Annotated in this window: 17 protein-coding genes; 14 read left to right on the top strand and 3 right to left on the bottom strand. The window is 69.6% G+C overall.

Annotated features, from left to right (window positions below):
* Window positions 1–56: 56 nt before the first annotated feature.
* From kdpB to MQH31_RS08290, 4 genes are read left to right on the top strand one after another with little or no spacing between them, the layout of a single operon-like run.
* On the top strand, window positions 57–2,231 hold the full coding sequence (gene kdpB, locus MQH31_RS08275; RefSeq protein WP_243011581.1) for a potassium-transporting ATPase subunit KdpB: 2,175 nt from the start codon (window positions 57–59) through the stop codon (window positions 2,229–2,231).
* A 52-nt stretch (window positions 2,232–2,283) separates the two neighbouring features.
* Entirely contained in the window at window positions 2,284–2,898 is a 615-nt protein-coding gene (gene kdpC / locus MQH31_RS08280; protein ID WP_134531763.1) for a potassium-transporting ATPase subunit KdpC, read from the top strand.
* A 10-nt stretch (window positions 2,899–2,908) separates the two neighbouring features.
* A complete protein-coding gene (locus MQH31_RS08285) occupies window positions 2,909–5,461 on the top strand; it encodes a DUF4118 domain-containing protein (protein WP_243011582.1) in 2,553 nt (850 codons plus the stop codon).
* Window positions 5,462–6,181, top strand: coding sequence for a response regulator (locus tag MQH31_RS08290; RefSeq protein ID WP_134531761.1), 720 nt, complete (start codon window positions 5,462–5,464; stop codon window positions 6,179–6,181).
* Window positions 6,182–6,214: 33 nt separating this feature from the next.
* On the opposite strand, the gene MQH31_RS08295 is transcribed toward MQH31_RS08290, so the two are convergent.
* Complete coding sequence (locus MQH31_RS08295; protein ID WP_243011583.1) at window positions 6,215–7,501, bottom strand: ScyD/ScyE family protein; 1,287 nt, start codon at window positions 7,499–7,501, stop codon at window positions 6,215–6,217.
* A 335-nt stretch (window positions 7,502–7,836) separates the two neighbouring features.
* Between MQH31_RS08295 and MQH31_RS08300 the strand changes: the two genes are divergently transcribed.
* From MQH31_RS08300 to MQH31_RS08340, 9 genes are read left to right on the top strand one after another with little or no spacing between them, the layout of a single operon-like run.
* Window positions 7,837–8,745 carry an FAD binding domain-containing protein gene (locus MQH31_RS08300; protein WP_243011584.1) on the top strand — a complete coding sequence of 303 codons (909 nt, stop codon included), beginning with the start codon at window positions 7,837–7,839 and terminating at the stop codon, window positions 8,743–8,745.
* Window positions 8,746–8,749: 4 nt separating this feature from the next.
* Entirely contained in the window at window positions 8,750–9,355 is a 606-nt protein-coding gene (locus MQH31_RS08305) for a (2Fe-2S)-binding protein (protein WP_243011585.1), read from the top strand.
* On the top strand, window positions 9,352–11,745 hold the full coding sequence (locus tag MQH31_RS08310) for an aerobic carbon-monoxide dehydrogenase large subunit (protein WP_134531757.1): 2,394 nt from the start codon (window positions 9,352–9,354) through the stop codon (window positions 11,743–11,745). The genes MQH31_RS08305 and MQH31_RS08310 overlap by 4 nt, the downstream gene beginning before the upstream one ends.
* An 11-nt stretch (window positions 11,746–11,756) precedes the next feature.
* On the top strand, window positions 11,757–12,776 hold the full coding sequence (locus tag MQH31_RS08315) for an XdhC family protein (RefSeq protein WP_243011586.1): 1,020 nt from the start codon (window positions 11,757–11,759) through the stop codon (window positions 12,774–12,776).
* A gap of 2 nt (window positions 12,777–12,778) precedes the next feature.
* A complete protein-coding gene (locus MQH31_RS08320) occupies window positions 12,779–13,717 on the top strand; it encodes an AAA family ATPase (protein ID WP_243011587.1) in 939 nt (312 codons plus the stop codon).
* A gap of 1 nt (window position 13,718) precedes the next feature.
* Window positions 13,719–15,050: a vWA domain-containing protein gene (locus MQH31_RS08325; RefSeq protein ID WP_243011588.1), complete on the top strand. Its 1,332-nt coding sequence runs from the start codon at window positions 13,719–13,721 to the stop codon at window positions 15,048–15,050.
* Window positions 15,040–15,816 carry an SRPBCC family protein gene (locus MQH31_RS08330; protein ID WP_243011589.1) on the top strand — a complete coding sequence of 259 codons (777 nt, stop codon included), beginning with the start codon at window positions 15,040–15,042 and terminating at the stop codon, window positions 15,814–15,816. The genes MQH31_RS08325 and MQH31_RS08330 overlap by 11 nt, the downstream gene beginning before the upstream one ends.
* Before the next feature lie 9 nt (window positions 15,817–15,825).
* Window positions 15,826–16,983 carry an XdhC family protein gene (locus tag MQH31_RS08335; protein WP_243011590.1) on the top strand — a complete coding sequence of 386 codons (1,158 nt, stop codon included), beginning with the start codon at window positions 15,826–15,828 and terminating at the stop codon, window positions 16,981–16,983.
* A 2-nt stretch (window positions 16,984–16,985) separates the two neighbouring features.
* Window positions 16,986–18,983, top strand: a complete 1,998-nt coding sequence (locus MQH31_RS08340; protein WP_243011591.1) for an APC family permease — start codon at window positions 16,986–16,988, stop codon at window positions 18,981–18,983.
* A 33-nt stretch (window positions 18,984–19,016) separates the two neighbouring features.
* Here MQH31_RS08340 and MQH31_RS08345 read toward each other — a convergent pair whose 3' ends face one another.
* Window positions 19,017–19,313 carry a putative quinol monooxygenase gene (locus MQH31_RS08345; protein WP_134531750.1) on the bottom strand — a complete coding sequence of 99 codons (297 nt, stop codon included), beginning with the start codon at window positions 19,311–19,313 and terminating at the stop codon, window positions 19,017–19,019.
* A gap of 93 nt (window positions 19,314–19,406) precedes the next feature.
* The gene (gene gad, locus MQH31_RS08350; RefSeq protein WP_243011592.1) at window positions 19,407–20,795 is read right to left on the bottom strand and encodes a glutamate decarboxylase; all 1,389 of its coding nucleotides are present in this window, start codon (window positions 20,793–20,795) and stop codon (window positions 19,407–19,409) included.
* A gap of 207 nt (window positions 20,796–21,002) precedes the next feature.
* On the opposite strand from gad, the gene MQH31_RS08355 reads away from it, so the two are divergent.
* Complete coding sequence (locus tag MQH31_RS08355; protein WP_243011593.1) at window positions 21,003–21,608, top strand: PadR family transcriptional regulator; 606 nt, start codon at window positions 21,003–21,005, stop codon at window positions 21,606–21,608.
* Window positions 21,609–21,669: the final 61 nt, after the last annotated feature.

Raw genomic sequence — 21,669 nt, forward strand, 5'->3', positions numbered from 1 at the left:
TTCGTCTCCTCGTCACCACTCACGCCGGACTCCCCGACGGAAGGGCAGCAGTAATCATGTCAACAGTCACCGAAGCATCCACGTCGCCACGGGGCGAGGGGCCGGCGCCCACCCCGGTACGTCAGCCGAAACGCGCGTCGAGCGCGATCAACCTCGCGCAGCTCGTCGCGGCGCTCCCGATGGCCGTGCGCAAGCTCGACCCCCGGCTGATGTGGCGAAACCCCGTCATGTTCATCGTCGAGGTCGGCGCCGCGCTCACCACGCTGCTCGCGATCGTCGAGCCCTTCCTCGGCGGACCCGCCCGTTCGGGCGGCGGCGACGTGCCGGCGAGCTTCACCGTCGGCATCGCCTTCTGGCTCTGGCTCACCGTGATCTTCGCCAACCTGGCCGAGGCCGTCGCCGAGGGTCGCGGCAAGGCTCAGGCCGACAGCCTCCGCCAGACCCGGACCAGCACGAACGCCAACCTCGTGGCCGGCTACGACGAGGCAGCGGATGCCGCGGCCGAACGGGCCAGCGTCTCCGCGGTCTCCTCCGCCGACCTGACCCTGGGCGACACCGTGGTCGTGACCGCAGGGGAGCTCGTCCCCGGAGACGGCGACATCATCTGGGGCATCGCGTCGATCGACGAATCCGCGATCACCGGAGAGTCGGCGCCCGTCGTGCGTGAGTCCGGCGGCGACCGGAGCGCCGTCACGGGCGGCACCCGGGTGCTCTCCGACCGGATCGTCGTCCGCATCACGAGCAAGCCGGGCGAGACCTTCGTCGACCGCATGATCGCCCTCGTCGAGGGGGCATCCCGGCAGAAGACGCCGAACGAGCTCGCGCTCAACATCCTGCTCGCGAGCCTGTCGATCGTGTTCCTCGTCGTGACCCTCACGCTCAACCCCATCGCCGGATACTCCGCCGCCGCCGTGAGCCTGCCCGTCCTCGTCGCCCTGCTCGTCTGCCTGATCCCCACCACGATCGGCGCCCTGCTCTCCGCGATCGGCATCGCCGGGATGGACCGGCTCGTGCAGCGCAATGTGCTCGCCATGTCGGGACGCGCGGTCGAGGCCGCCGGCGACGTCACGATCCTCCTCCTCGACAAGACCGGCACGATCACGTATGGCAACCGGCAGGCACGGGAGTTCACCCCGCTTGCCGGAGTCGACAGCGACGAACTCATCGACGCAGCCGCGCTCTCGTCCCTGAGCGACCCGACCCCGGAGGGCAAGTCGATCGTCGACCTCGCGATCGAAACCGGATTCCGGAATACGGGTACCCTCGACGCCGTCGTCGTGCCCTTCACGGCACAGACCCGGATGAGCGGGATCGACCTGCCCGACGGTTCCTTCGTTCGCAAGGGCGCGGGCTCCGCGGTGCTCGCCTGGGTCCGCGAGACCACACCCGTCGAGCCGGCGGTCCTCGACGACCTGAATGCGACCGTGGAACGGATCTCCGAGCTCGGCGGCACCCCGCTCGTGGTCGCCGCAGGCAGCACAGCGGGCGCGCGACGGATCCTGGGTGTCGTGTACCTCAAGGACATCGTGAAGGAGGGAATCGCCGAACGGTTCGCCGAGCTGCGCAGCATGGGCATCCGCACCATCATGGTGACCGGTGACAACCCGCTCACCGCGAAGACGATCGCGGCGGAAGCCGGCGTCGACGACTTCCTCGCCGAGGCCACCCCCGAGGACAAGCTCGCCCTCATCCGGCGCGAGCAGGAGGGCGGGAATCTCGTCGCGATGACGGGCGACGGCACGAACGACGCACCGGCACTCGCCCAGGCCGACGTCGGGGTCGCGATGAACACGGGCACGAGCGCCGCGAAGGAGGCCGGCAACATGGTCGACCTCGACTCCGACCCGACGAAGCTCATCGATATCGTGCGCATCGGCAAACAGCTGCTGATCACCCGCGGCGCCCTGACGACCTTCTCGATCGCCAACGACATCGCCAAGTACTTCGCGATCATCCCGGCCATGTTCGCGGGCGTGTTCCCCGGCCTCGCCGTGTTGAACGTGATGCAGCTGCACTCGCCCGCCTCGGCGATCCTGTCCGCCATCATCTTCAACGCGATCATCATCGTCGTCCTGATCCCGCTCGCGCTCCGCGGCGTCACCTACCGCCCGGCCGCCGCGGCGAGCGTCCTCAGCCGCAACCTGCTGATCTACGGCCTTGGCGGCGTGATCGCGCCGTTCCTCGGCATCAAACTCGTCGACCTCGTCGTCGCACTGCTCCCCGGTTTCTGACCCCGCCGCACCCCTCTCCACGCTCACTTTCTACGGAACGGACACTTTCATCATGAGTTCCCCTCGCAACTCGGCCCGCCAGTACGGCGTCGCCCTGCGCGCCATGCTCGTCTTCACCGTCATCCTCGGTGTCGCATACCCCCTCGCGATCACGGCCTTCGGGCAACTCGCCCTGCCGAACCAGGCCAACGGTTCACTCATCCACGGCAGTTCCGGAGTGGTCGGCTCCTCGCTGATCGGACAGTCCTTCACGGATGCCGACGGAGCCGCTCGTCCGGAGTGGTTCCAGTCCCGGCCATCCGCAGCGGGCAACGGCTACGATGCGACGGCCTCCAGCGGCAGCAACCTCGGTCCGGAGAACGCCGACCTGATCGCCGCGATCGCCGACCGGAAGTCCGCGATCGAGGAATCCGACGGCGTGACCGCCGCCCAGATCCCCGCCGACGCGCTCACGGCATCCGCTTCGGGTCTTGATCCCCAGATCAGCGCGGAGTACGCCCGAATCCAGGTGAACAGGGTCTCAGCGGCCCGCGGCCTGCCCGTCGCAACGGTCAGCGCGCTGGTCGAGTCTAGGATTCAGGGACGGGACCTTGGTTTCCTGGGCGAACCCACCGTGAACGTTCTCCAACTCAACCTCGCCCTCGAGTCGCTTCCTGACCAGGGCTGAAAGGCGTGACATGAAACGCGGCCGACTGCGGGTGCTGCTCGGTGCCGCACCGGGCGTCGGCAAGACCTACGCCATGCTCGAAGAGGGCAGGCGCCTGCACGCAGAGGGCAAGGACGTCGTCGTCGCGGTCGTGGAGACCCACGACCGCGCTGCGACGGCCGCGATGCTCGAGGGGCTCGAGGTCGTGCCGCGCCTCGTCCGGCGGCACCGCGGGATCGAACTCACCGACCTCGACCTGGACGCCGTCCTCGAGCGCGCGCCCGCGATCGCTCTCGTCGACGAACTCGCCCACACCAACGCCCCCGGCCTCGCCCACGATAAGCGGTGGCAGGACGTCCAGGCCCTTCTCGACGCGGGCATCGACGTCATCTCGACGGTCAACATCCAGCACATCGAGTCGCTCAACGACGTGGTGCAGCAGATCACGGGCGTCCCCCAGCGCGAAACCCTGCCGGACAGCGTGCTGCGGGCCGCGGATCAGGTCGAGGTGATCGACCTCGCCCCGCAGTCCCTGCGTGACCGGCTCGCCGAGGGCCATGTCTATCCCGCCGCCCGGATCGACGCTGCCCTGTCGAACTACTTCCGACTCGGCAACCTCACCGCCCTGCGCGAGCTCGCGCTGCTCTGGCTCGCCGACGAGGTCGACACCGCACTCAAGACCTACCGGGCCGAACACGGCATCGACAGCAAATGGGAAGCCCGCGAACGTGTCGTGGTCGCGCTCACCGGCGGGCCGGAGGGTGAAACGCTGCTGCGCCGCGGGGCACGCATCGCCGGGCGCGCGGCCGGGGGCGAACTCCTCGCCGTGCACGTGATCAGCCAGGACGGACTTCGCTCCGCGCACCCCGGCGCACTCGCCGCCCAACGGGCCCTCGTCGAGAAGCTCGGCGGCAGCTACCACCAACTCGTCGGAGACGACGTCCCGACCGCCCTCGTCGAATTCGCCAGGGCCTCGAATGCGACCCAGCTCGTGATCGGTGTGAGCAGGCGCACCCGCCTCAAGGCGGCCTTCAGCGGGCCGGGCATCGGCACGACGGTCGTCCGGGAGTCCGGGGATATCGACGTGCACGTCGTCACACACTCCGCCGCGGGCGAGCGGATGCGCCTCCCCCGGATCGCCGGTGCGCTCAGCCTCCGCAGGCGCCTGGCCGGCCTCGGCCTCGCCGTCGTCGGCGGACCGTTGCTCACAGCGCTCCTCGTGGCGACCCACAGTGCGGAATCGATCACGAGCGAGGTGCTCAGCTACCAACTCCTCGTCATCGTCGTCGCCCTCGTCGGCGGACTCTGGCCGGCCCTGTTCGCCGCGCTGCTCTCCGGACTCACCCTCGACTACTTCTTCGTGAACCCGCTCTACACCGTCACGATCGCCGAACCCGCGCACGCCCTCGCGCTCGTCCTGTACCTGGCCAACGCGGGCGTCGTGAGCTATGTCGTCGACCTCGCCGCCCGGCGGAGCCGCAGTGCCCAGCGCGCCGCCGGCGAATCGGAACTCCTCGCCACCGTTGCCGGCAGCGTGCTCCGCGGCGAGGACGCCGTTCCTGCGCTCGTCGCCAGGACCCGCGAGGCGTTCAACCTCACCGGGGTGCGCCTGTTCGCGGACGGGAAGCTGTTGTACTCGGACGGCTCGCCCGCCGAGGCCGGTCCGGACACCCCCCTCGCAACGGTCCCGGTCGGAACCCGGGGCACCCTCGAGCTCTCCGGACGCGACCTCGCCGCGTCCGAGCGACGACTTCTCGGCGTGATCGCGACCCAGCTCGACGCCGCGCTCGAACACAGCGACCTCGCGGAGACGGCCAGTGCGATCGGTCCGCTCGCCGAGGCTGACCGGATGCGCAGCGCTCTGCTCGCCGCGGTCGGACACGACCTGCGCAGGCCGCTCTCCGCAGCGACCGCTGCCGTCAGCGGGCTGCGGTCGACAGAGGTTACGCTGTCCCCCGCCGATCGAGAGGAGCTCTTCGCGACCGCCGAGGAGAGCCTTGAGTCCCTGGCCGCGCTCATCACCAACCTTCTCGATGTGAGCCGGGTGCAGGCGGGCGCCCTCGCGGTCTCCCTCGGTCCCGTCGACGCCGCAGAGGTCGTGCTGCCCGCCCTCGACGAACTCGGGGACGGCCCCGACACCGTCGAACTCGATTTCCCGGCCGGGCTGCCGCCGATGCTCGCCGACGCCGGGCTCCTGCAGCGGGTCGTGGTGAACGTGCTCGCCAACGGCATCCGCTTCTCGCCGCCGGGCGAGCGGGTGCTCGTCACGGCGAGCGAATTCGGCGGCGTCGTCGAACTGCGGATCATGGACCGCGGCCCCGGCATTCCCGCCGACCGGCGCGACGAGGTCTTCCTTCCCTTCCAGCGCCTCGGCGACACGGACAACCTGACCGGCCTCGGCCTCGGCCTCGCGCTCGCGAAGGGCTTCACCGAAGGCATGGGCGGTCGGCTCGAGGCCGAGGACACCCCCGGCGGCGGGCTCACGATGGTCATCGCCCTGCCGGCATTCGACCCCGCAGCGGGCGAGACGGTCGCCACCGGCACCGCCGCTGGCACCGCCGCGGGCACTGACGAGGAGACCTGAGTGAAGATCCTGATCGCAGACGACGATCCGCAGATCCTGCGTGCACTGCGGGTCACCCTCGGCGCGCGCGGCTACGACGTCGTGACCGCCAGGGACGGCGCAGAGGCCCTGGCCGCCGCCGCGCACGAGCATCCCGACCTCGTGATGCTCGACCTCGGGATGCCGCACCTCGACGGAATCGAGGTCATCACGGGGCTGCGGGGCTGGACCCAGGTGCCGATCCTCGTCGTCTCCGGTCGCAGCGGGGCCGCCGACAAGGTCGACGCCCTCGACGCGGGAGCGGATGACTATGTCACGAAGCCCTTCTCCATCGACGAGTTGCTCGCCAGGATCCGCGCGCTCACCCGCCGCCTCGGCCCCGTCGATGCCGGCGCCGAACCGGTGATCATGCTCGGCGCGATCGCCGTCGATCTTTCGGCCCGCAGCGTCGTCCGCACGGGCACCGGTTCCGGTTCCGGCGACGAGGCCGGAAAGCCGGAGTCGATCCGGCTCACCCCCACCGAGTGGCGCATCCTCGAGTTCCTGCTGCGCAACCCGGGGAAGCTCGTCTCCCGGCAGTCCCTGCTGACCGACATCTGGGGCCCGCACCACACGACGGACTCCGGCTACCTGCGCCTCTACCTCGCCCAGCTGCGCAAGAAGCTCGAACCCGACCCGGCGCATCCGCGCTACTTGCTCACGGAGGCCGGGATGGGGTATCGCTTCACCCCCGATCCCTGATTACTCCCAGGACGAGGGTGGGCACCACGAGCGTCAGTCTGTCGTGTCGTCGAGGGAGTCGCTCGCGGCGTGCCCACCCGTCAGCGGAATGCGCACGAGCTTCCCGACCGGGGTCGGAGCCCCGTTCGCGTCCGGAGTGATCGCATCCGTCGTGAGGTAGAGCGCACCGTGGCGCAGCTCGATCGCTGCCGGCTGTGACACCGCCACGAGCGCACTCGGCGTGTCCGAACCGGAGTCGAGCACCGACACCTGGCCGGTGCCGCCCGAACCGCCGAAGAGCTCTGCGACGTAGATCGTACCGTCGTCCTGCGAGACCGCGAGTCCCGTCGCACCGACGAAGCCGGTCGCGACGAGTTCGACGTCACCGGAGTCCGGATCGACCCGGTAGACCGAGCCGCGCGCGCCGAGGCTGGCGTCCTCCGGCCCTCCGGGCAGCGACGTGACGTAGAGCCAGCCGTCCGGGCCGAGCTCGACATCCGTCGGAACCGGTTCGAAGCGGTACTCGTGACCGGCGGCGCAGGCCGGGAACCCGATGTCGGCGATCATCGCCGCGTCGATCGTGACCGGGTCGCTCGGCGGCAGCACCGCGGTCGTGGACACCGTGCCGTCCCAGTCGACGTGCAGGATCGCGTTGCCGCCGGCATCCGCGACGTAGACCCCGTTCCAGAGGGCGAGCGAGGCGTACGGGTGCGTGTCGACGACTCCCGTGTACGTCGCCGGGACGAACGGCGGCTGGGTGGGATCGAACTGGGCCGCACACGTGGGGTCGAGGTCGACGAAACCGTAGCTGTTGTCCTGGTCCGGGTTCGCCGACTTCTCGTAGGCAGCGATGTCGGCGAGCTCGGCGTCGGTGCCGTCCGGCGCGATGGACCTGAGGGTGGCCGCACTGTGGTCCTGGGCGACCCTGGCGTAGTACACGGTGCCCTTGCGCGCGGTGACCGCAGAGATCTCCTCTCCCGGAGCGCTCGCAAGGGTCGATGTTGTCCCGTCCCTCGCGACCTTGGTGAGTTCACCCGCGAAATTCTGCGTGACGTAGACGGTGTTGTGCCGGCCGACCTCGAGGCTGAGTGGGCCGAGCAGGCCCTCCGCGAGGGTCACCGGTGTGCCCGCTCCACTCCCGTCCCCGGCGCCGTCGTCGTCTCCGGATTTCTGTCCGGCCGTGGCCGGGGTCGCGCCGAACAGCGCCACCGCGAGGGAGGCACACGCGATACCCGCGACGAGCCCTCTGCGTAGTCCTGTGGAGTGCAGTCCTGTTCCGTGCGATCCGGTTCCGGGCTGTCGTGTTCCGTGCAGTCCTGTTCCTTGCCTTGTCCTGGTCATGATCTCTGTTCTCTTCACGATCGGCTCTCGCTACGACCGAAGAGACAGGGGCGCCGGTGGACAAGCGCCGGCAGCTGCGCCGAGAGCAGATGACGGATACGTGTTGTCAAGCACCGCGGAGAGAACGTGTGGTGGACAGCGTCTCCCGGGGAGGACGGCACACACGAGTGCCGACGGTGGCAGATTAATCCGAAGCCTGTGCGTTGTCTAGGTCTTTGCCATGAATCGACAGGAAATGCCCGATGGGCGGCTCATTGACTTCATCGGGGCCCGGGGCCACTATGTGTGCAACCAGTGCCCCCATTCCGCCGGGCATGTCTCAATGGGGAGGGTCCGTGCAAATTCCGGCACCGTTCGAATACGCCCGCGCCGACACTGTCGACGACGCCATCGCCCTGTTGTCCCGTCATGGGCCGGAGGCCCGGATCATCGCGGGCGGTCACAGCCTGCTGCCGATGATGAAGCTCCGGTTGGCGAGGCCGGAATGGCTCATCGATATCAACGACCTGTTCGAGCTCGACTTCGTGCTCCGCGACGGCGACCGGTTGCGGATCGGCGCCCTCACCCGGCACACCACCCTGCTCGAGTCCGCCGAAATCGCCGCGCTCTTCCCGATCGTCGGCGACGCCGAGCGGGTGATCGCAGATCCGATCGTCCGCAATCGCGGCACGATCGGAGGTTCGCTCTGCCAGGCCGATCCGGCGGAGGACCTCGCGACCGTCTGCGATGTGCTCGGCGCCGAAGCGATCGTCCGCGGCCCTTCCGGCGAGCGGAAGCTGACAATGACCGAGTTCCATCGTGGAGCCTATGAAACGGCGGTCGCACCGGATGAGCTGCTCTGCGAGGTACGCATCCCGATCCGGCCGCGCTCGGGAAGCGCATACGAGAAGGTCGAGCGCCGGGTCGGCGACTGGGCCGTCGCCGCGGCCGGTGCCGCGCTCTCGTTCGCAGAGGACGGCACGATCGCGGAGGCATCCGTCGGACTGACCGCCGTGGGGCTCGACGGCACGGTCGGCGCCGTCACGGAGCTGCTCCGCGGCGAACGCCCCGAGGAGCCCCTCTTCATCGAGGCGGGCCGCCTCGCAGCGCTCGCCGCGGACCCCGTCGCCGACCAGCGCGGACCGATCGACTACAAACGACACCTCGCCGACGAGCTCACCCGGCGCGTCCTGCGCCGCGCGTCGGACCGGGCCGCGCAGTCCGCCGGCGCGACCGGGCACCCCACCACACCGCAGGAAGGCTGAGTCCATGCAGATCACCATGACGGTCAACGGGACCGACGTCACGAACGAGATCGAACCGCGCGTCCTGCTCGTGCACTACATCCGTGACGTGCTCCGGCTGACCGGCACGCACTGGGGCTGCGACACCTCCAACTGCGGCACCTGCGTCGTGCTCATGGACGGGCAACCGGTGAAGTCGTGCACCGTGCTCGCGGCGATGGCCGACGGGCACGCCATCACGACCGTCGAGGGCCTCGCCACCGGTGGAACCCTCGACCCCGTGCAGCAGGGCTTCATGGAGGAACACGGCCTGCAGTGCGGTTTCTGCACGCCGGGCATGATGCTCACCGCCCGTGCTCTCCTCGACGTGAACCCGCACCCGAGCGACACGGAGATCCGCCGGGCGATCTCCGGGCAGATCTGCCGCTGCACCGGTTACGCGACCATCGTGCGGTCGGTGCACTGGGCGGCGGACCACCCGGCGGGCCTGACCGAAGCGGATGCCGCCGGCGGAGACCCCTCCGCCCTCGACGATTCCGCAGGCACAACCACGGAGCCGGGCGCCGCCGCGGCGGAGGCAGCGCAGGCGATCCCGGCCGCGCAGACGGAACCGGAAGAGGTGACCGCATGACCATTCTGCAGGAACACGCGCCCAACCCCGCGGCGGACGACGCCGGCCGCCCGATCGGCTACGGCCGGCTGCAACGCAAGGAAGACCCCCGGTTCGTCCGGGGCCGTGGCCACTACGTCGACGACATCACCCTGCCCGGCATGCTGCACGGAGCGATCCTGCGCTCCCCGGTCGCGCACGCCCGGCTCGTCTCGATCGACACGAGCGCCGCGCTCGCCCACCCGGGCGTCGTCGCCGTTATCACGGGGGCGGACCTGCTCGGCCTCGGCCTCGCGTGGGCGCCAACCCTGTCCGCCGACGTGCAGGCTGTGCTCGTGACCGACAAGGTGCGGTTCCAGGGCCAGGAGGTCGCCTTCGTCGTCGCGGAGGACCGCTACGCCGCCCGCGACGCACTCGAACTCATCGAGGTGGACTACGACGTGCTGCCACCCCTCGTCGACGCCAGGAAAGCGCTCGACCCCGACGCGCCGGTCGTGCGCGACGAGATGGAGGGGCGCACCGACAACCACATCTTCGACTGGGAGGCCGGAAACAAGGCCGAGACGGATGCCGTCTTCGCCGCCGCCGACGTCGTCGTCAGCCAGGAGATCGTCTACCCGCGTTCGCACCCGGCTCCGATGGAGACCTGCGGCGCCGTCGCCGACTTCGACGCGGTGACCGGCAAGCTCACCCTCTACGAGACGAGCCAGGCCCCGCACGCCCACCGCACCCTCTTCGCGATGGTCGCGGGCATCCCGGAGCACAAAATCCGGATCGTCTCCCCCGACATCGGCGGCGGCTTCGGCAACAAGGTCGGCATCTACCCGGGCTATATCCTCGCGGTCGTCGGCTCGATCGTGACCGGCAAGCCGGTGAAATGGATGGAGGACCGCTCGGAGAACCTGATGTCGACCTCCTTCGCCCGCGACTACATCATGCAGGGTGAGATCGCGGCGACGAAGGACGGCAAGATCCTCGCCGTGCGCACGAGCGTCCTCGCCGACCACGGCGCCTTCAACGCCACGGCGCAGCCCACGAAATACCCGGCCGGCTTCTTCCACATCTTCACCGGAAGCTACGACCTCCAGGCGGCCCATTGCTCTGTGACCGGGGTGTACACGAACAAGGCGCCCGGCGGTGTCGCATACGCGTGTTCGTTCCGGGTCACCGAGGCGGTGTACCTCATCGAACGGCTCGTCGACATCCTCGCCGCCAAGCTCGAGGTGGACCCGGCGGAACTGCGGCTGAAGAACCTGATCAAGCCGGAGCAGTTCCCCTATCCGAACAAGACGGGCTGGGAGTACGACTCCGGCAACTACGAGCGGGCGTTGCGACTCTCGATGTCGATGGCCGGGTACGACGACCTGCGCCGCGAGCAGCGGGCCAAGCGTGACCGCGGCGAACTGATGGGCATCGGGATCTCGTTCTTCACCGAAACCGTCGGGGCCGGCCCCCGCAAACACATGGACATCGTCGGCCTCGGCATGAACGACGGCGCAGAGCTGCGCGTGCACCCGACCGGCAAGGCGGTGGTACGCATCTCGGTGCAGAGCCAGGGCCAGGGCCACGAGACGACCTTCGCCCAGATCGTCGCCGAGGAGATCGGCATCCCGCCCGAGGACATCGATGTCGTGCACGGCGACACCGACCAGACGCCGTTCGGCCTCGGCACCTACGGCAGCCGGTCGACCCCGGTCAGCGGCGCAGCCGTGGCCCTCGTGGCCCGCAAGGTGCGCGAGAAGGCCCGGTTCATCGCCGCCGCCATGCTCGAGACCCGCCCGGAGGACCTCGAATGGGAGAAGGGGCGCTGGTTCGTGAAGGGCGACCCGAGTGTCGGCAAGACCATCGCCGAGATCGCGATGGGCGCATACGGCACCGTCGCCCTGCCGGAGGGCATCGACGGCAACCTCGACGCCGAGGTGACCTATGACCCGCCGAACCTGACCTTCCCCTTCGGCGCGTACATCTGCGTCGTGGACGTGGACCCCGGCACCGGGCACGTCGCCGTGCGCCGGTTCGTCGCCGTCGACGACTGCGGCACCCGGATCAACCCGATGATCATCGAGGGCCAGGTGCACGGCGGCCTGACCGACGGCGTCGGCATGGCGCTCATGCAGTTCATCGAATTCGACGAGTCGGGCAACAACCTCGGCGGCTCCTTCATGGACTACCTGATCCCGACGGCGATGGAGGTCCCGGACTGGGAAACCGGGTACACCGTGACCCCCTCGCCGCACCACCCGATCGGCGCCAAGGGCATCGGGGAGTCCGCGACGGTCGGCTCGCCCCCCGCGATCGTGAACGCGGTCGTCGATGCGCTCTCCCCCTTCGGAATCACGCACATGGACATGCCGTGCACGCCGGCCCGGGTGTGGGCGGCCATCCAGGGCCGTCCGCGGCCGCCGATCTGAGTGCCGCACCGATGCCACCGATTCCGGACGCCCTCGCCCGCAGGGCGCACGAGCTGACCGAACGCCGCGAGCCGTTCGTCCGAGCCACCGTCGTGCGTGCGCAGCGTCCGACGAGCGCGCACGCCGGTGACACCGCAGTGGTGGATGCCGCGGGCCGGATCGACGGGTTCGTCGGCGGTGCCTGCGTGGAGGCATCCGTGCGCTACTTCGGGCTCAGGCAGCTCGCCGCACGTGAACCCCTCCTGCTGCGGGTCGTGCCGGAGGAACCGTCCGGCGTGGCCGAGGAAGGCGCTGTCGAGGTGCGGAACCCGTGCCTCAGCGGGGGCGCCATCGAGATCTTCCTCGAGCCGTGGCATCCATCGCCCCGGGTCGTCGTGGTCGGTGCGACACCGGTCGCGCGGGCCCTCGCCGCGATCGGCGTCGACCTCGGCTTCGACGTGGACCTCACCGAGACGATCGACCCGGCGACGGGCACCCCGGCCGGTGGAACCGCACTCACGCTGCGCGCGGACGATGCCGCTCTGATCGTCGCCTCCCATGGTCGGGAGGAGGAACCCGCCCTCGAAGCCGCCCTCCGCGCGGGGGTGCCCTACGTCGCGCTCGTCGCGAGTCCCACCCGCGGCGCGGCGGTACTCGCCTCCCTCAACGTCGACGCAGAGCAACGCGCCCGGGTGTTCAACCCGGCGGGACTCGACCTCGGCGGCAGGACCCCCGGCGAGATCGCGGTGTCGGTCTTTGCGCAACTCGTCGCCGAACGGGCCAGGCTGCGAGGCGCGGGGCTCACCGGAGCAGACCGGCCCGTGCCGCGGGCGGAGATGCCACGGCAGGACGGCACGACTCCGGAGCCGCCGAGCGCCATCGACCCGGTCTGCGGAATGACCGTCGCCGCCGTGCCCACGAGCCTGCACTACGAGTACGCCGGGACAACGAGCTACTTCTGCTCCCCCGGGTGTCGCGCCGCATTCGTCGCTGAGCCCGAACGCTTCGCCCTCGCCCAGACCCACCCCCACACCTCCACCGTGGAACACTGAGCATGGCGCCCGGTGGGGTGGGCCTCCCGTCGAGCCCGGCCAGGGGCGGAGCGACGGCCGAAGTCCGTGCGCTGATCCCCGACGTGGCTGCGCTGCAGGCGGCGCTCGCCGCGGAGGACTACCTTGCCGACGAAGGCCTTGCGACGGCCCTCTTCCTCGCGGTGCGCCTGCCGCAGCCGATCCTGCTCGAAGGCGAACCGGGCGTCGGCAAGACCGAGGCCGCCAAGGCCCTCGCCAGGGCGCTCGACACTCCCCTTTTCCGGCTTCAGTGCTACGAGGGCATCGATGCGGGCGAGGCCCTGTACGAGTGGAACTACCCGCGCCAGCTCCTCGCGATCCGGCTCGCGGAGGCCAGCGGATCGGGAATCGACGAGGATGCGCTGTTCGGGCCGGAGTACCTGCTGCGGCGCCCGCTCCTGCAGGCCATCGAACACCCCGGTCCCCGGCCGGCCGTGCTGCTGCTCGACGAGATCGATCGTGCGGACGCCGAGTTCGAAGCCTTCACCCTCGAACTCCTCGCCGAGGCCGCCGTCACGATTCCCGAGCTGGGCACGATCCGGGCCGCGGTGCCGCCGATCGTGATTCTGACCTCGAACCGCACCCGCGACCTGCACGACGCCCTCACCCGGCGGTGCCTCTACCATTGGATCGATTACCCGAGCCCCGAAGGGATCGCCGGGATCGTTCGCCGCCGGGTGCCGGGCAGCAGCGAGCGGCTCGCCGTCGACACTGCGTCGGCGATCATTCGGTTGCGCTCCCTCGACCTCGTCAAACCACCCGGCATCGCCGAGGCCATCGACTGGGCGGCCGCGCTCGCCGTTCTCGGCGCCGACCGCCTCGATCCACAGCACGTCGTCCAGACCTGGGGGTCCCTGCTCAAGAACCGGGATGACCTCGATCTCGCACTCGCCCGCGGCGCCGACTGGGTAGCCGGGAGCTGACATGGCGGAGCTGACCGAGCGCCCACCGGCGGATGCTGCACCGGCGGATGCTGCCCCACGGGTCGAACCGGCCGCGTTCGCCGCGGGGTTCGTCGCCGCGCTCCGCCGTGCGGGCCTCCCGGTCTCGGTCGATGGGGCCGCGCGGCTCGCCGAGTCGCTCCAGGTGTTGCCCCCTTCCCAGCGGTCGGTGCTCTACTGGACCTGCCGGATCGTGCTGCTCTCGTCGAGGAACCAGCTGCCGGTGTTCGACGCGGTCTTCTCCGCAGTCTTCGACGGGCTGCTCGACCCGGCGGACCAGCGCGGTGACCCGAACGCACCGCCGGCGATCGGCTCGGAGGCGATCACGCGTCCGGCACCGCGCGACGACCTCGCCGGAAGACGGCAGGAACCGCAGGGCGAATCCGGCGCCCGGGCGCCGGCGCCGGCTCCCGCGGCGGGGCCCGCAGACCCCGGCGCCGTCGAACGCGAGACGATCCTGATGTTCGCCTCGCTGGAACGACGACTGCACACCACCTCGTTTGCGCTCCTGAGCGCCGAGGAGACCGAGCAGGTGCGGCACCTCGTGCGCCGGATCTCCCTCTCGACCCCGCTTCGGCGCAGCAGGCGGGTACGGCCGACCCACGCGGACGGCGCCCGGCTCGACCTCAGGCGCACCGTCCGGGCTGCGCATCGCACCGGCGAGGAGCCGATCCTACTGGTCTCCTCCCGCCGCAGGGAACGACCGCGCAGGCTCGTCCTGCTCTGTGACGTGTCGGCGTCGATGGAGCCGTACACGCGGGTGTTCCTCACCCTGCTGCAGGGCGCCGTGGCGGGTGCGAACGCCGAGGCCTTCGTCTTCTCGGCCGGACTGACCCGGCTGACCCGGCAGCTCGCGATCAGGGATGCGGACGCGGCGCTCGCGAGCGCTGCGGCGAGCACCGCGGACTGGGCGGGCGGCACCCGGCTCGGCGACAGCATCCGCCGGTTCATCGACGACCACGGTCGGCGCGGACTGGCCAGGGGTGCCGTGATCGTGGTGCTCTCCGACGGCTGGGCCCTCGACGATCCCGCTGTCGTCGCCGCCCAGATGGCGCGGCTGCGCCGGCTCGCGCACCGGCTCGTCTGGGTCAACCCGCGCACCGTCGCACCCGGATTCCAGCCGCTCGTCGGGGGGATGAATGCCGCCCTGCCCTATCTCGACGCCATCGTAAGCGGCCACAGTTATGCGGCCCTCGGCGAACTCGCCGACCTGATCCGCGCCGAACGGCTCGACCTCCGCAGCCGACCCGGCACCACAACCAGCACCGTACCCGAACCCGAACCGCCGACCAAAGGACATGACCATGCAGCTTGACAGCACCTTTTCCGTCACCGCTCCGATCGACGAGGTCTGGGCGACCCTGATGGACTTCGAACGTGTCGCCGGGTGCGTACCGGGAGCGCAGATCCTGAACCGGCTCTCCGACGACGCGTACCAGGTGGGCATGAAGGTGAAGCTCGGACCGGTGGCCATGCAGTACAAAGGAATGATGAACGTGATCGAGCGGGATGCGGGCGCCCACCGGGCGGTCTTCGAGGGGCGCGCCCAGGAGGCGCGCGGCCAGGGTACCGCGCAGGGCACCGCGACGCTCGTCCTGACCGAGGCGGACGGCACGACCCACGGCACCGTGAACGCCGACGTCGACCTCTCCGGGAAGGTGGCCGTGATGGGCAAGAGCATCATCGGCAGCGTCACCGACCAGATGATGGTCCTCTTCGCCGAGAATCTGCAGGCGATGCTGAGCGAGACCACAGCGCCCGCGGACACCGGAGCCGCCGCCGCAGGTGCCGCGGATGCCCCGGATACCGCCGATGTCGAGACGGTCGAGACTGCGCCGGTCGACGTCGTCCGGGCGGCGGGTGCCGTGACCCGGACGGTTCCCCGGACCCCGCCGCCTCCGGCCGCCGCCGAATCGAGCCTCGACGCCCTCACCTTCGCCAGGACGATGATCATGGAGCGGCTCAGTAACCCGGCCGCGCTCCTCGGGCTGCTCGCCGTCGTCGGTTTCGTGGGCTACCGGCTCGGCAGGCGCGGCGGACACCGCCGGGACGTCGACCCCCGTCAGGGGCGACGACGGTGAAGGCCCGTCGTGCGTGACGTCATCGCTGAACTGATTCCCGGCTGGGACGCCGGCCAGACGGCTGCCCTCGCGACGGTCGTTCGCACGTTCCATTCCGCACCCCGGCCGGCGGGTGCGTCGATGCTCGTCACCAGCGACGGTGCCGTCGTCGGCTCCGTGTCGGGCGGATGCGTCGAGGGCGCCGTCTACGAACTCGCGCAGCAGGTGATCCGGGATGGCCGTCCGGCCCTCGTCCGCTACGGCATCAGCGACGACGACGCCTTCGCGGTCGGCCTCACCTGCGGCGGGATCCTCGACGTGTTCGTCGAACCGGTGTCCCAGGAGACCTTCGCGGACCTCGACTCGGTCAGGACCGACCTCGACGCCTCCGTTCCGATCGGCGTCGTGACCATCATCGAGCACCCGGACGCGCGCCTTCTCGGCCGGCACCTCGTCATCCGCGCCGACGGAGTCACCGGAGACCTGGGGTCCGAGCGGCTCACCCACGTCGTGGGCGACGACGCCCGCGGCCTCCTCGCCGCCGGCCGCACGGCGACGATCGGCTACGGGCCGGACGGCGAACGCGACGGCGAGGGCCTGCGTGTCTTCGTCGCGAGCTTCGCCCCGCGGCCACGGATGCTCGTGTTCGGCGCCGTCGACTTCGCGGCGGCCCTGACCCGGCTGGCCGACTTCCTCGGCTACCGGGTCACCGTATGCGACGCCCGCGCCGTGTTCGCGACCCCGGCCAGGTTCCCCGGCGCCGACGAGGTCGTCGTGGCGTGGCCGCACCGCTACTTCGCCGAGCAGAGCGCTGCCGGCCTCCTCGACGCGCGCACCGTCGTCTGCGTGCTCACCCACGACCCGAAGTTCGACGTCCCGCTCCTCGAGCTGGCCCTCGCCGACGGGACCCTCGCCTACGTCGGCGCGATGGGTTCGCTGCGGACCCACGACGACCGGATGGACCGGCTGCGCGCCGCCGCCGTGCCGGAGGCCGCACTGGCGCGGCTGCACAGCCCGATCGGGCTGGACCTCGGCGCCCGCACGCCGGAGGAGACCGCGGTCTCGATCATGGCCGAGGTGATCGCCGGGATGTGGGGCGGCACCGGTGAATCGCTCGGCGATCGCCGCACCCCGATCCACCACAGCGTCGACGTCCGCGACGACGTCGACTCCGGGGAGCTCGTCTGACCATGGACCAGACACCGGGCCGTGGCGTTCGTCCCGAGATCCCCGCAAGCGTTCCGAGTCCGATCCGGAAGACGGCGACATACGGGCCGCTGGGCCGGTGGCTCCTGGCCAACCGGGTGCAACCGGTGGGCCTGGAAAGCGCGGAGGGGACGACATCCACTCACCCCTGGTGGCAGGTGATGTGCCTCACCGGCGTCGACTACTTCTCGACGCTCTCCTACCTGCCCGGCATCGCGGCGCTCGCCGCCGGCGCGCTCTCACCCGTGGCCACCCTGCTCATCGTCGCGCTCACCCTCCTCGGCATGCTGCCGATGTATCGCCGCGTCGCGAAGGAGAGCCCGCACGGTCAGGGCTCCGTCGCGATGCTCGAGCGACTGCTGCCGTTCTGGCGCGGAAAGGTGTTCGTGCTCATCCTGCTCGGCTTCGTGGCGACGAGCTGGATCATCACCATCACGCTGTCTTCGGCGGATGCGACGGTGCACATCCTCGAGAACCCGTTCGTGCCGGGATTCCTCGCGGGCCAGGCCGTGCCGATCACGGTCGTGCTGCTGCTCATCCTCGGCGGGGTCTTCCTGCTCGGTTTCAGCGAGGCCGTCTCGGTCGCCATTCCCCTCGTCGCGGTGTACCTGCTGCTCAACGGAGTCGTGATCGGCGTCGGCCTCTACGACGCGTTCACCGAACCCGGGGTGATCGCGAACTGGACGGACGCCCTCACCGAGCGCGGCAGTGGCTTCGGCGACATCCTGGGCCCGGCCGTGATCGCCTTCCCGCTCCTGGTCCTCGGACTCTCGGGGTTCGAGACAGGGGTCAGCATGATGCCGCTCGTCGCCGCGGACGGCAGGAGCACGGAGGAGCGACTCGCCTCCCGGATCCGGAACACCCGCAGGCTCCTCACCACCGCCGCCCTGATCATGAGTGTCTACCTCCTCTCCAGCAGCTTCGTCACGACCGTCCTCATTCCGCCCGCCGAGTTCCAGGACGGCGGAGCCGCGAGCGGACGCGCGCTCGCGTTCCTCGCCCATGAGCGGGTCGGGGAGGTCTTCGGCACCGCCTACGACATCAGCAGCATCCTGATCCTCTGGTTCGCGGGTGCGTCCGCGATGGCCGGACTGATCAACATCGTGCCCCGGTACCTGCCGTCCTACGGGATGGCGCCGGACTGGAGCCGCGCCATCCGCCCGGTCGTTCTCGTGTACACCGGAGTGAGTGTGCTGATCACGATCGGTTTCCGGGCGGACGTGAACGCCCAGGCCGGGGCGTACGCGACGGGGATCCTCGCCATGATGGTGTCCGGCGCCGTCGCCGTGACCATCTCGGCCGTCCGCCGCAGGCAGCGCCTCGCAAGCCTCGGCTTCAGTGTCCTGTCGCTCGCGCTCCTCTATGCCCTCGGCGCGAACATCATCGAGAAACCGGACGGGATCACCATTTCGGTGTTCTTCATCGCGGCCATCATCGCCGTGTCCCTGATCTCCCGTGTGTCACGGACGACCGAGCTCCGGGTGGACAGCGTTGAGTTCGATGAGACGGCCCGGACGTTCATTTCCGATTCCCTCGTCTATGACGGTGCCCTGAACATCATCGCGAACAAGCCCCAGACCGGCGCCCGTGCCGAGTACGCGGCGAAGGAGGCGGACCAGCGCGGGATGAATCCGGTTCCCGGCACCGCGGACGTGCTCTTCCTCGAGGTCGAGGTCATCGATCCCTCCGGCTTCAGCAAGATCGTGCACGTCCAGGGCGTCGAGATCGAGGGCTACCGGGTGCTGCGCGCGCAGAGCCCGGCCGCGCCGAACGCCATCGCGGCGGTCCTGCTCGCCCTGCGCGATGCCTCAGGGGTGCGCCCGCACGTCTACTTCGAATGGTCAGAGGGCAATCCGCTCTTCCACCTGATGCGCTACCTGCTGCTCGGCCAGGGCGATACCGCCCCCGTCGTTCGGGAGATCATGCGCGAGGTCGAGCCGGACCCGACGCGCCGCCCGGGCACCCACGTCGGCGGTGGTTGAGGGAGCTGAGGAATCCGACGAGTCCGGAGCCGCCTACGTCGCCGCGAGGATGTCGATCAAGCTGATGTCGGGGTCCCTCACGAGCAGAGCCGGCCCGTGTTCGGCGAGGGCTGCCGGGATTGCCCCGGTGAGGTGCGCCTGACGGTCCTCCTCGGTGTCGAAGGTGTCGAAAATGCCGAACACCTCGTCGTTGACCCGGAAGGCGTACCAGGTTCGCGTTCCGGGCTCGGCGGCGGCGAGATCCTGAGCGCCGGCAAGGAAGTCCGCGACGGCCTGTTCCTGCCCGGCCTTGGCTTCGACAAGGGCCAGCACACCGTATTTGAGTGTCATCGCAGTCTCCTTTGTACGTCGGCTCGCCGGACGGCGACCCTGTCGTGAGCATAGAAAGGGCAGACCGAACCGGCAAGGGGCATCCGCCGGGAGTCAGTGGGTGAACCCCGGATGCTGTCCTTCGACGGGCATGGGCCCTTCCAGCCTGTCGAGGTACTCCGTCTCCTGCTCAATCACCGTGAGCAGGCGCGCGGCGAGGTCCAGGCTCAGCCCATTGCGGACCACGATCCGCTGGACCGTCATATCGGACAGGTCGTCGGGCATCGAGTACGCCGGAACGAGCCAGCCGTGGGCACGCAGCCGGTCCGACAGATGGAAGAGGTTCCAGTTCCGGGTATGGCCGGGGGTGAGTCGCCATGCGAAGACCGGGATGTCCGAACCGTCGTTCCACAGGGTGAAGGCGCCGATCTTCTCGATTCCGCGCGCGAGGTACCGCGCCACGTCCTGGGACGACTGCTGCACAGCACGGTAGCCTTCGAAGCCGAGGCGGAGGAAGAGATAGTACTGCAGCAGCACCTGCGCGCCGGGACGGGAGAAGTTGAGGGCGAACGTCGGCATGCTTCCGCCGAGGTAGCTGACCTGGAAGACCAGATCCTCCGGCAGCAGGTCCTTCGCGCGCCAGACGATCCAGCCCAGTCCGGGGTACACCAGACCGTACTTGTGGGCGGACGTGTTGATCGAATGCACCCGTTCCAACCGGAAGTCCCACTCCAGCTCGGGCTGCAGGAAGGGAGCGATCATGCCCCCGGAAGCCGCGTCCACGTGGATCGGAACGGACACTCCGGTGCGCTCCTGGATCTCGTCGAGGGCAGCGCTGATCGCGGCGACCGGCTCGTAGGCTCCTGTGTATGTCACGCCCATGATCGCCACCACACCGATGGTGTTCTCGTCGACATAGTTCGCGAGGTCGTGCCCGTCCAGGCTGCGGTGCTCCTCACTGATGGGCACGAAGCGCGCCTCGACGTCCCAGTAGTTGCAGAACTTCTCCCAGCACACCTGCACAGCCGAACTCATCACGAGGTTGGGCTGCGCGGTCGGCTTTCCGGCCGCGCGCCTGGCCTGCTGCCAGCGCCGTTTCAACGCGAGTCCGCCGAGCATGCAGGCCTCAGAGGACCCGATCGTCGATGTGCCGATGGTCTCCATCGGCTCGGGCGCGTGCCACAGGCCGGCGATCATCCGCCAGCAGTACTCCTCGATCGCGGCGGTCTGCGGATACTCGTCCTTGTCGACGATGTTCTTATCGAAGGCCTCTGAGTAGAGACGCCCGGCGTGGTCGTCCATCCAGGTACCCACGAAGGTCGCGAGATTGAGCCGGGCGTTTCCGTCGAGCATGATCTCGTCGTGGATGACCTGGTACGCCGTTTCCGGCTCCATCGGGTCCGCGCCGAGGACGTACCGCGGCGCGGCGGTCGCCTCCCCTGGGCGCGCGAAAAGCGGGTTGATGTCGAAGAACTCCGGATCGAACTGTCGGTTGGCCTGCATGGGGTCCATGCTGCCGCATGAACCCGGGATTCGACGGCAATCCCGCCAGCGCAACCCGCTGGTGCTGCTCTAGGCGCCACCAAACGAACCCAGGCCCGCCTGAGCATTCTCTGATAGTCGTTGCAACGGACTATTCAGCGATATATCTTTAAGCCATCGCCGAGCCTCTTGACCGGCGACCACCCACTTTCTCGATTGGATTTCACCATGCACAACGATTTTCGCGAACCCCACACCCACGACTCCGGTGACCGGCACGAGCGCCGCGGCTTCGGCCGGGGCGCCGGACCCGGTTTCGGTGCCGGCTTCGGACCCGGTTTCGGACCCGGCTTCGGCGGCTTCGGCCCGCGCGGCTTCATGCCGCCCGGGGCCCAACGCAAGCTCAAGGGCGACGTCCGCCTCGCCATCCTCTCGCTGCTCTCCGAGGCTCCCTTCAACGGCTACGGCCTGATCAAGGAGATCACCGAGCGCTCGGGCGGCACCTGGCGCCCGAGTCCCGGATCGGTGTACCCGACCCTGCAGCAACTCGTCGACGAGGGCCTCATCGCGCCGACCGGCGACGGCACCGGTACCGAATTCCAGCTCAGCGAGCCCGGCCGCGCCTACGTCGCCGAGAACGCGGACGCCCTCGCCCGAGTCTGGGACAGCTCGACCGCCCGGGTGGAAGCCGAAGCGAACCTGCATGAGAGCGTCGCCAAGCTCATGGGCGTCATCCACCAGCTGCGCTTCGCCGCGACCCCCGAGCAGCGGGCCAAGGCGGTCACCCAGATCGACGACCTCCGCCGTTCGCTCTACGGGATCCTCGCCGACTGACGACGGTATGCACTGCCGGAAGCAGCCACTGACGACAGCGTTCAGTGGCGACAGTGTTCGG

The organism is Cryobacterium zhongshanensis, assembly GCF_022760445.1.
GTDB lineage: Bacteria > Actinomycetota > Actinomycetes > Actinomycetales > Microbacteriaceae > Cryobacterium > Cryobacterium algoricola.

Bases quoted from the DNA above. Each gene is read 5' to 3' on its own strand.
- gad (WP_243011592.1), bottom strand. From the start codon at position 20,795: ATGCAGGCCAACCGACAGTTCGATCCGGAGTTCTTCGACATCAACCCG.
- MQH31_RS08325 (WP_243011588.1), top strand. From the start codon at position 13,719: ATGGCGGAGCTGACCGAGCGCCCACCGGCGGATGCTGCACCGGCGGAT.
- MQH31_RS08345 (WP_134531750.1), bottom strand. From the start codon at position 19,313: ATGACACTCAAATACGGTGTGCTGGCCCTTGTCGAAGCCAAGGCCGGG.
- MQH31_RS08320 (WP_243011587.1), top strand. From the start codon at position 12,779: ATGGCGCCCGGTGGGGTGGGCCTCCCGTCGAGCCCGGCCAGGGGCGGA.
- MQH31_RS08310 (WP_134531757.1), top strand. From the start codon at position 9,352: ATGACCATTCTGCAGGAACACGCGCCCAACCCCGCGGCGGACGACGCC.
- MQH31_RS08295 (WP_243011583.1), bottom strand. From the start codon at position 7,501: ATGACCAGGACAAGGCAAGGAACAGGACTGCACGGAACACGACAGCCC.
- MQH31_RS08305 (WP_243011585.1), top strand. From the start codon at position 8,750: ATGCAGATCACCATGACGGTCAACGGGACCGACGTCACGAACGAGATC.
- MQH31_RS08340 (WP_243011591.1), top strand. From the start codon at position 16,986: ATGGACCAGACACCGGGCCGTGGCGTTCGTCCCGAGATCCCCGCAAGC.
- MQH31_RS08315 (WP_243011586.1), top strand. From the start codon at position 11,757: ATGCCACCGATTCCGGACGCCCTCGCCCGCAGGGCGCACGAGCTGACC.
- kdpB (WP_243011581.1), top strand. From the start codon at position 57: ATGTCAACAGTCACCGAAGCATCCACGTCGCCACGGGGCGAGGGGCCG.
- MQH31_RS08355 (WP_243011593.1), top strand. From the start codon at position 21,003: ATGCACAACGATTTTCGCGAACCCCACACCCACGACTCCGGTGACCGG.
- MQH31_RS08330 (WP_243011589.1), top strand. From the start codon at position 15,040: ATGCAGCTTGACAGCACCTTTTCCGTCACCGCTCCGATCGACGAGGTC.
- kdpC (WP_134531763.1), top strand. From the start codon at position 2,284: ATGAGTTCCCCTCGCAACTCGGCCCGCCAGTACGGCGTCGCCCTGCGC.
- MQH31_RS08285 (WP_243011582.1), top strand. From the start codon at position 2,909: ATGAAACGCGGCCGACTGCGGGTGCTGCTCGGTGCCGCACCGGGCGTC.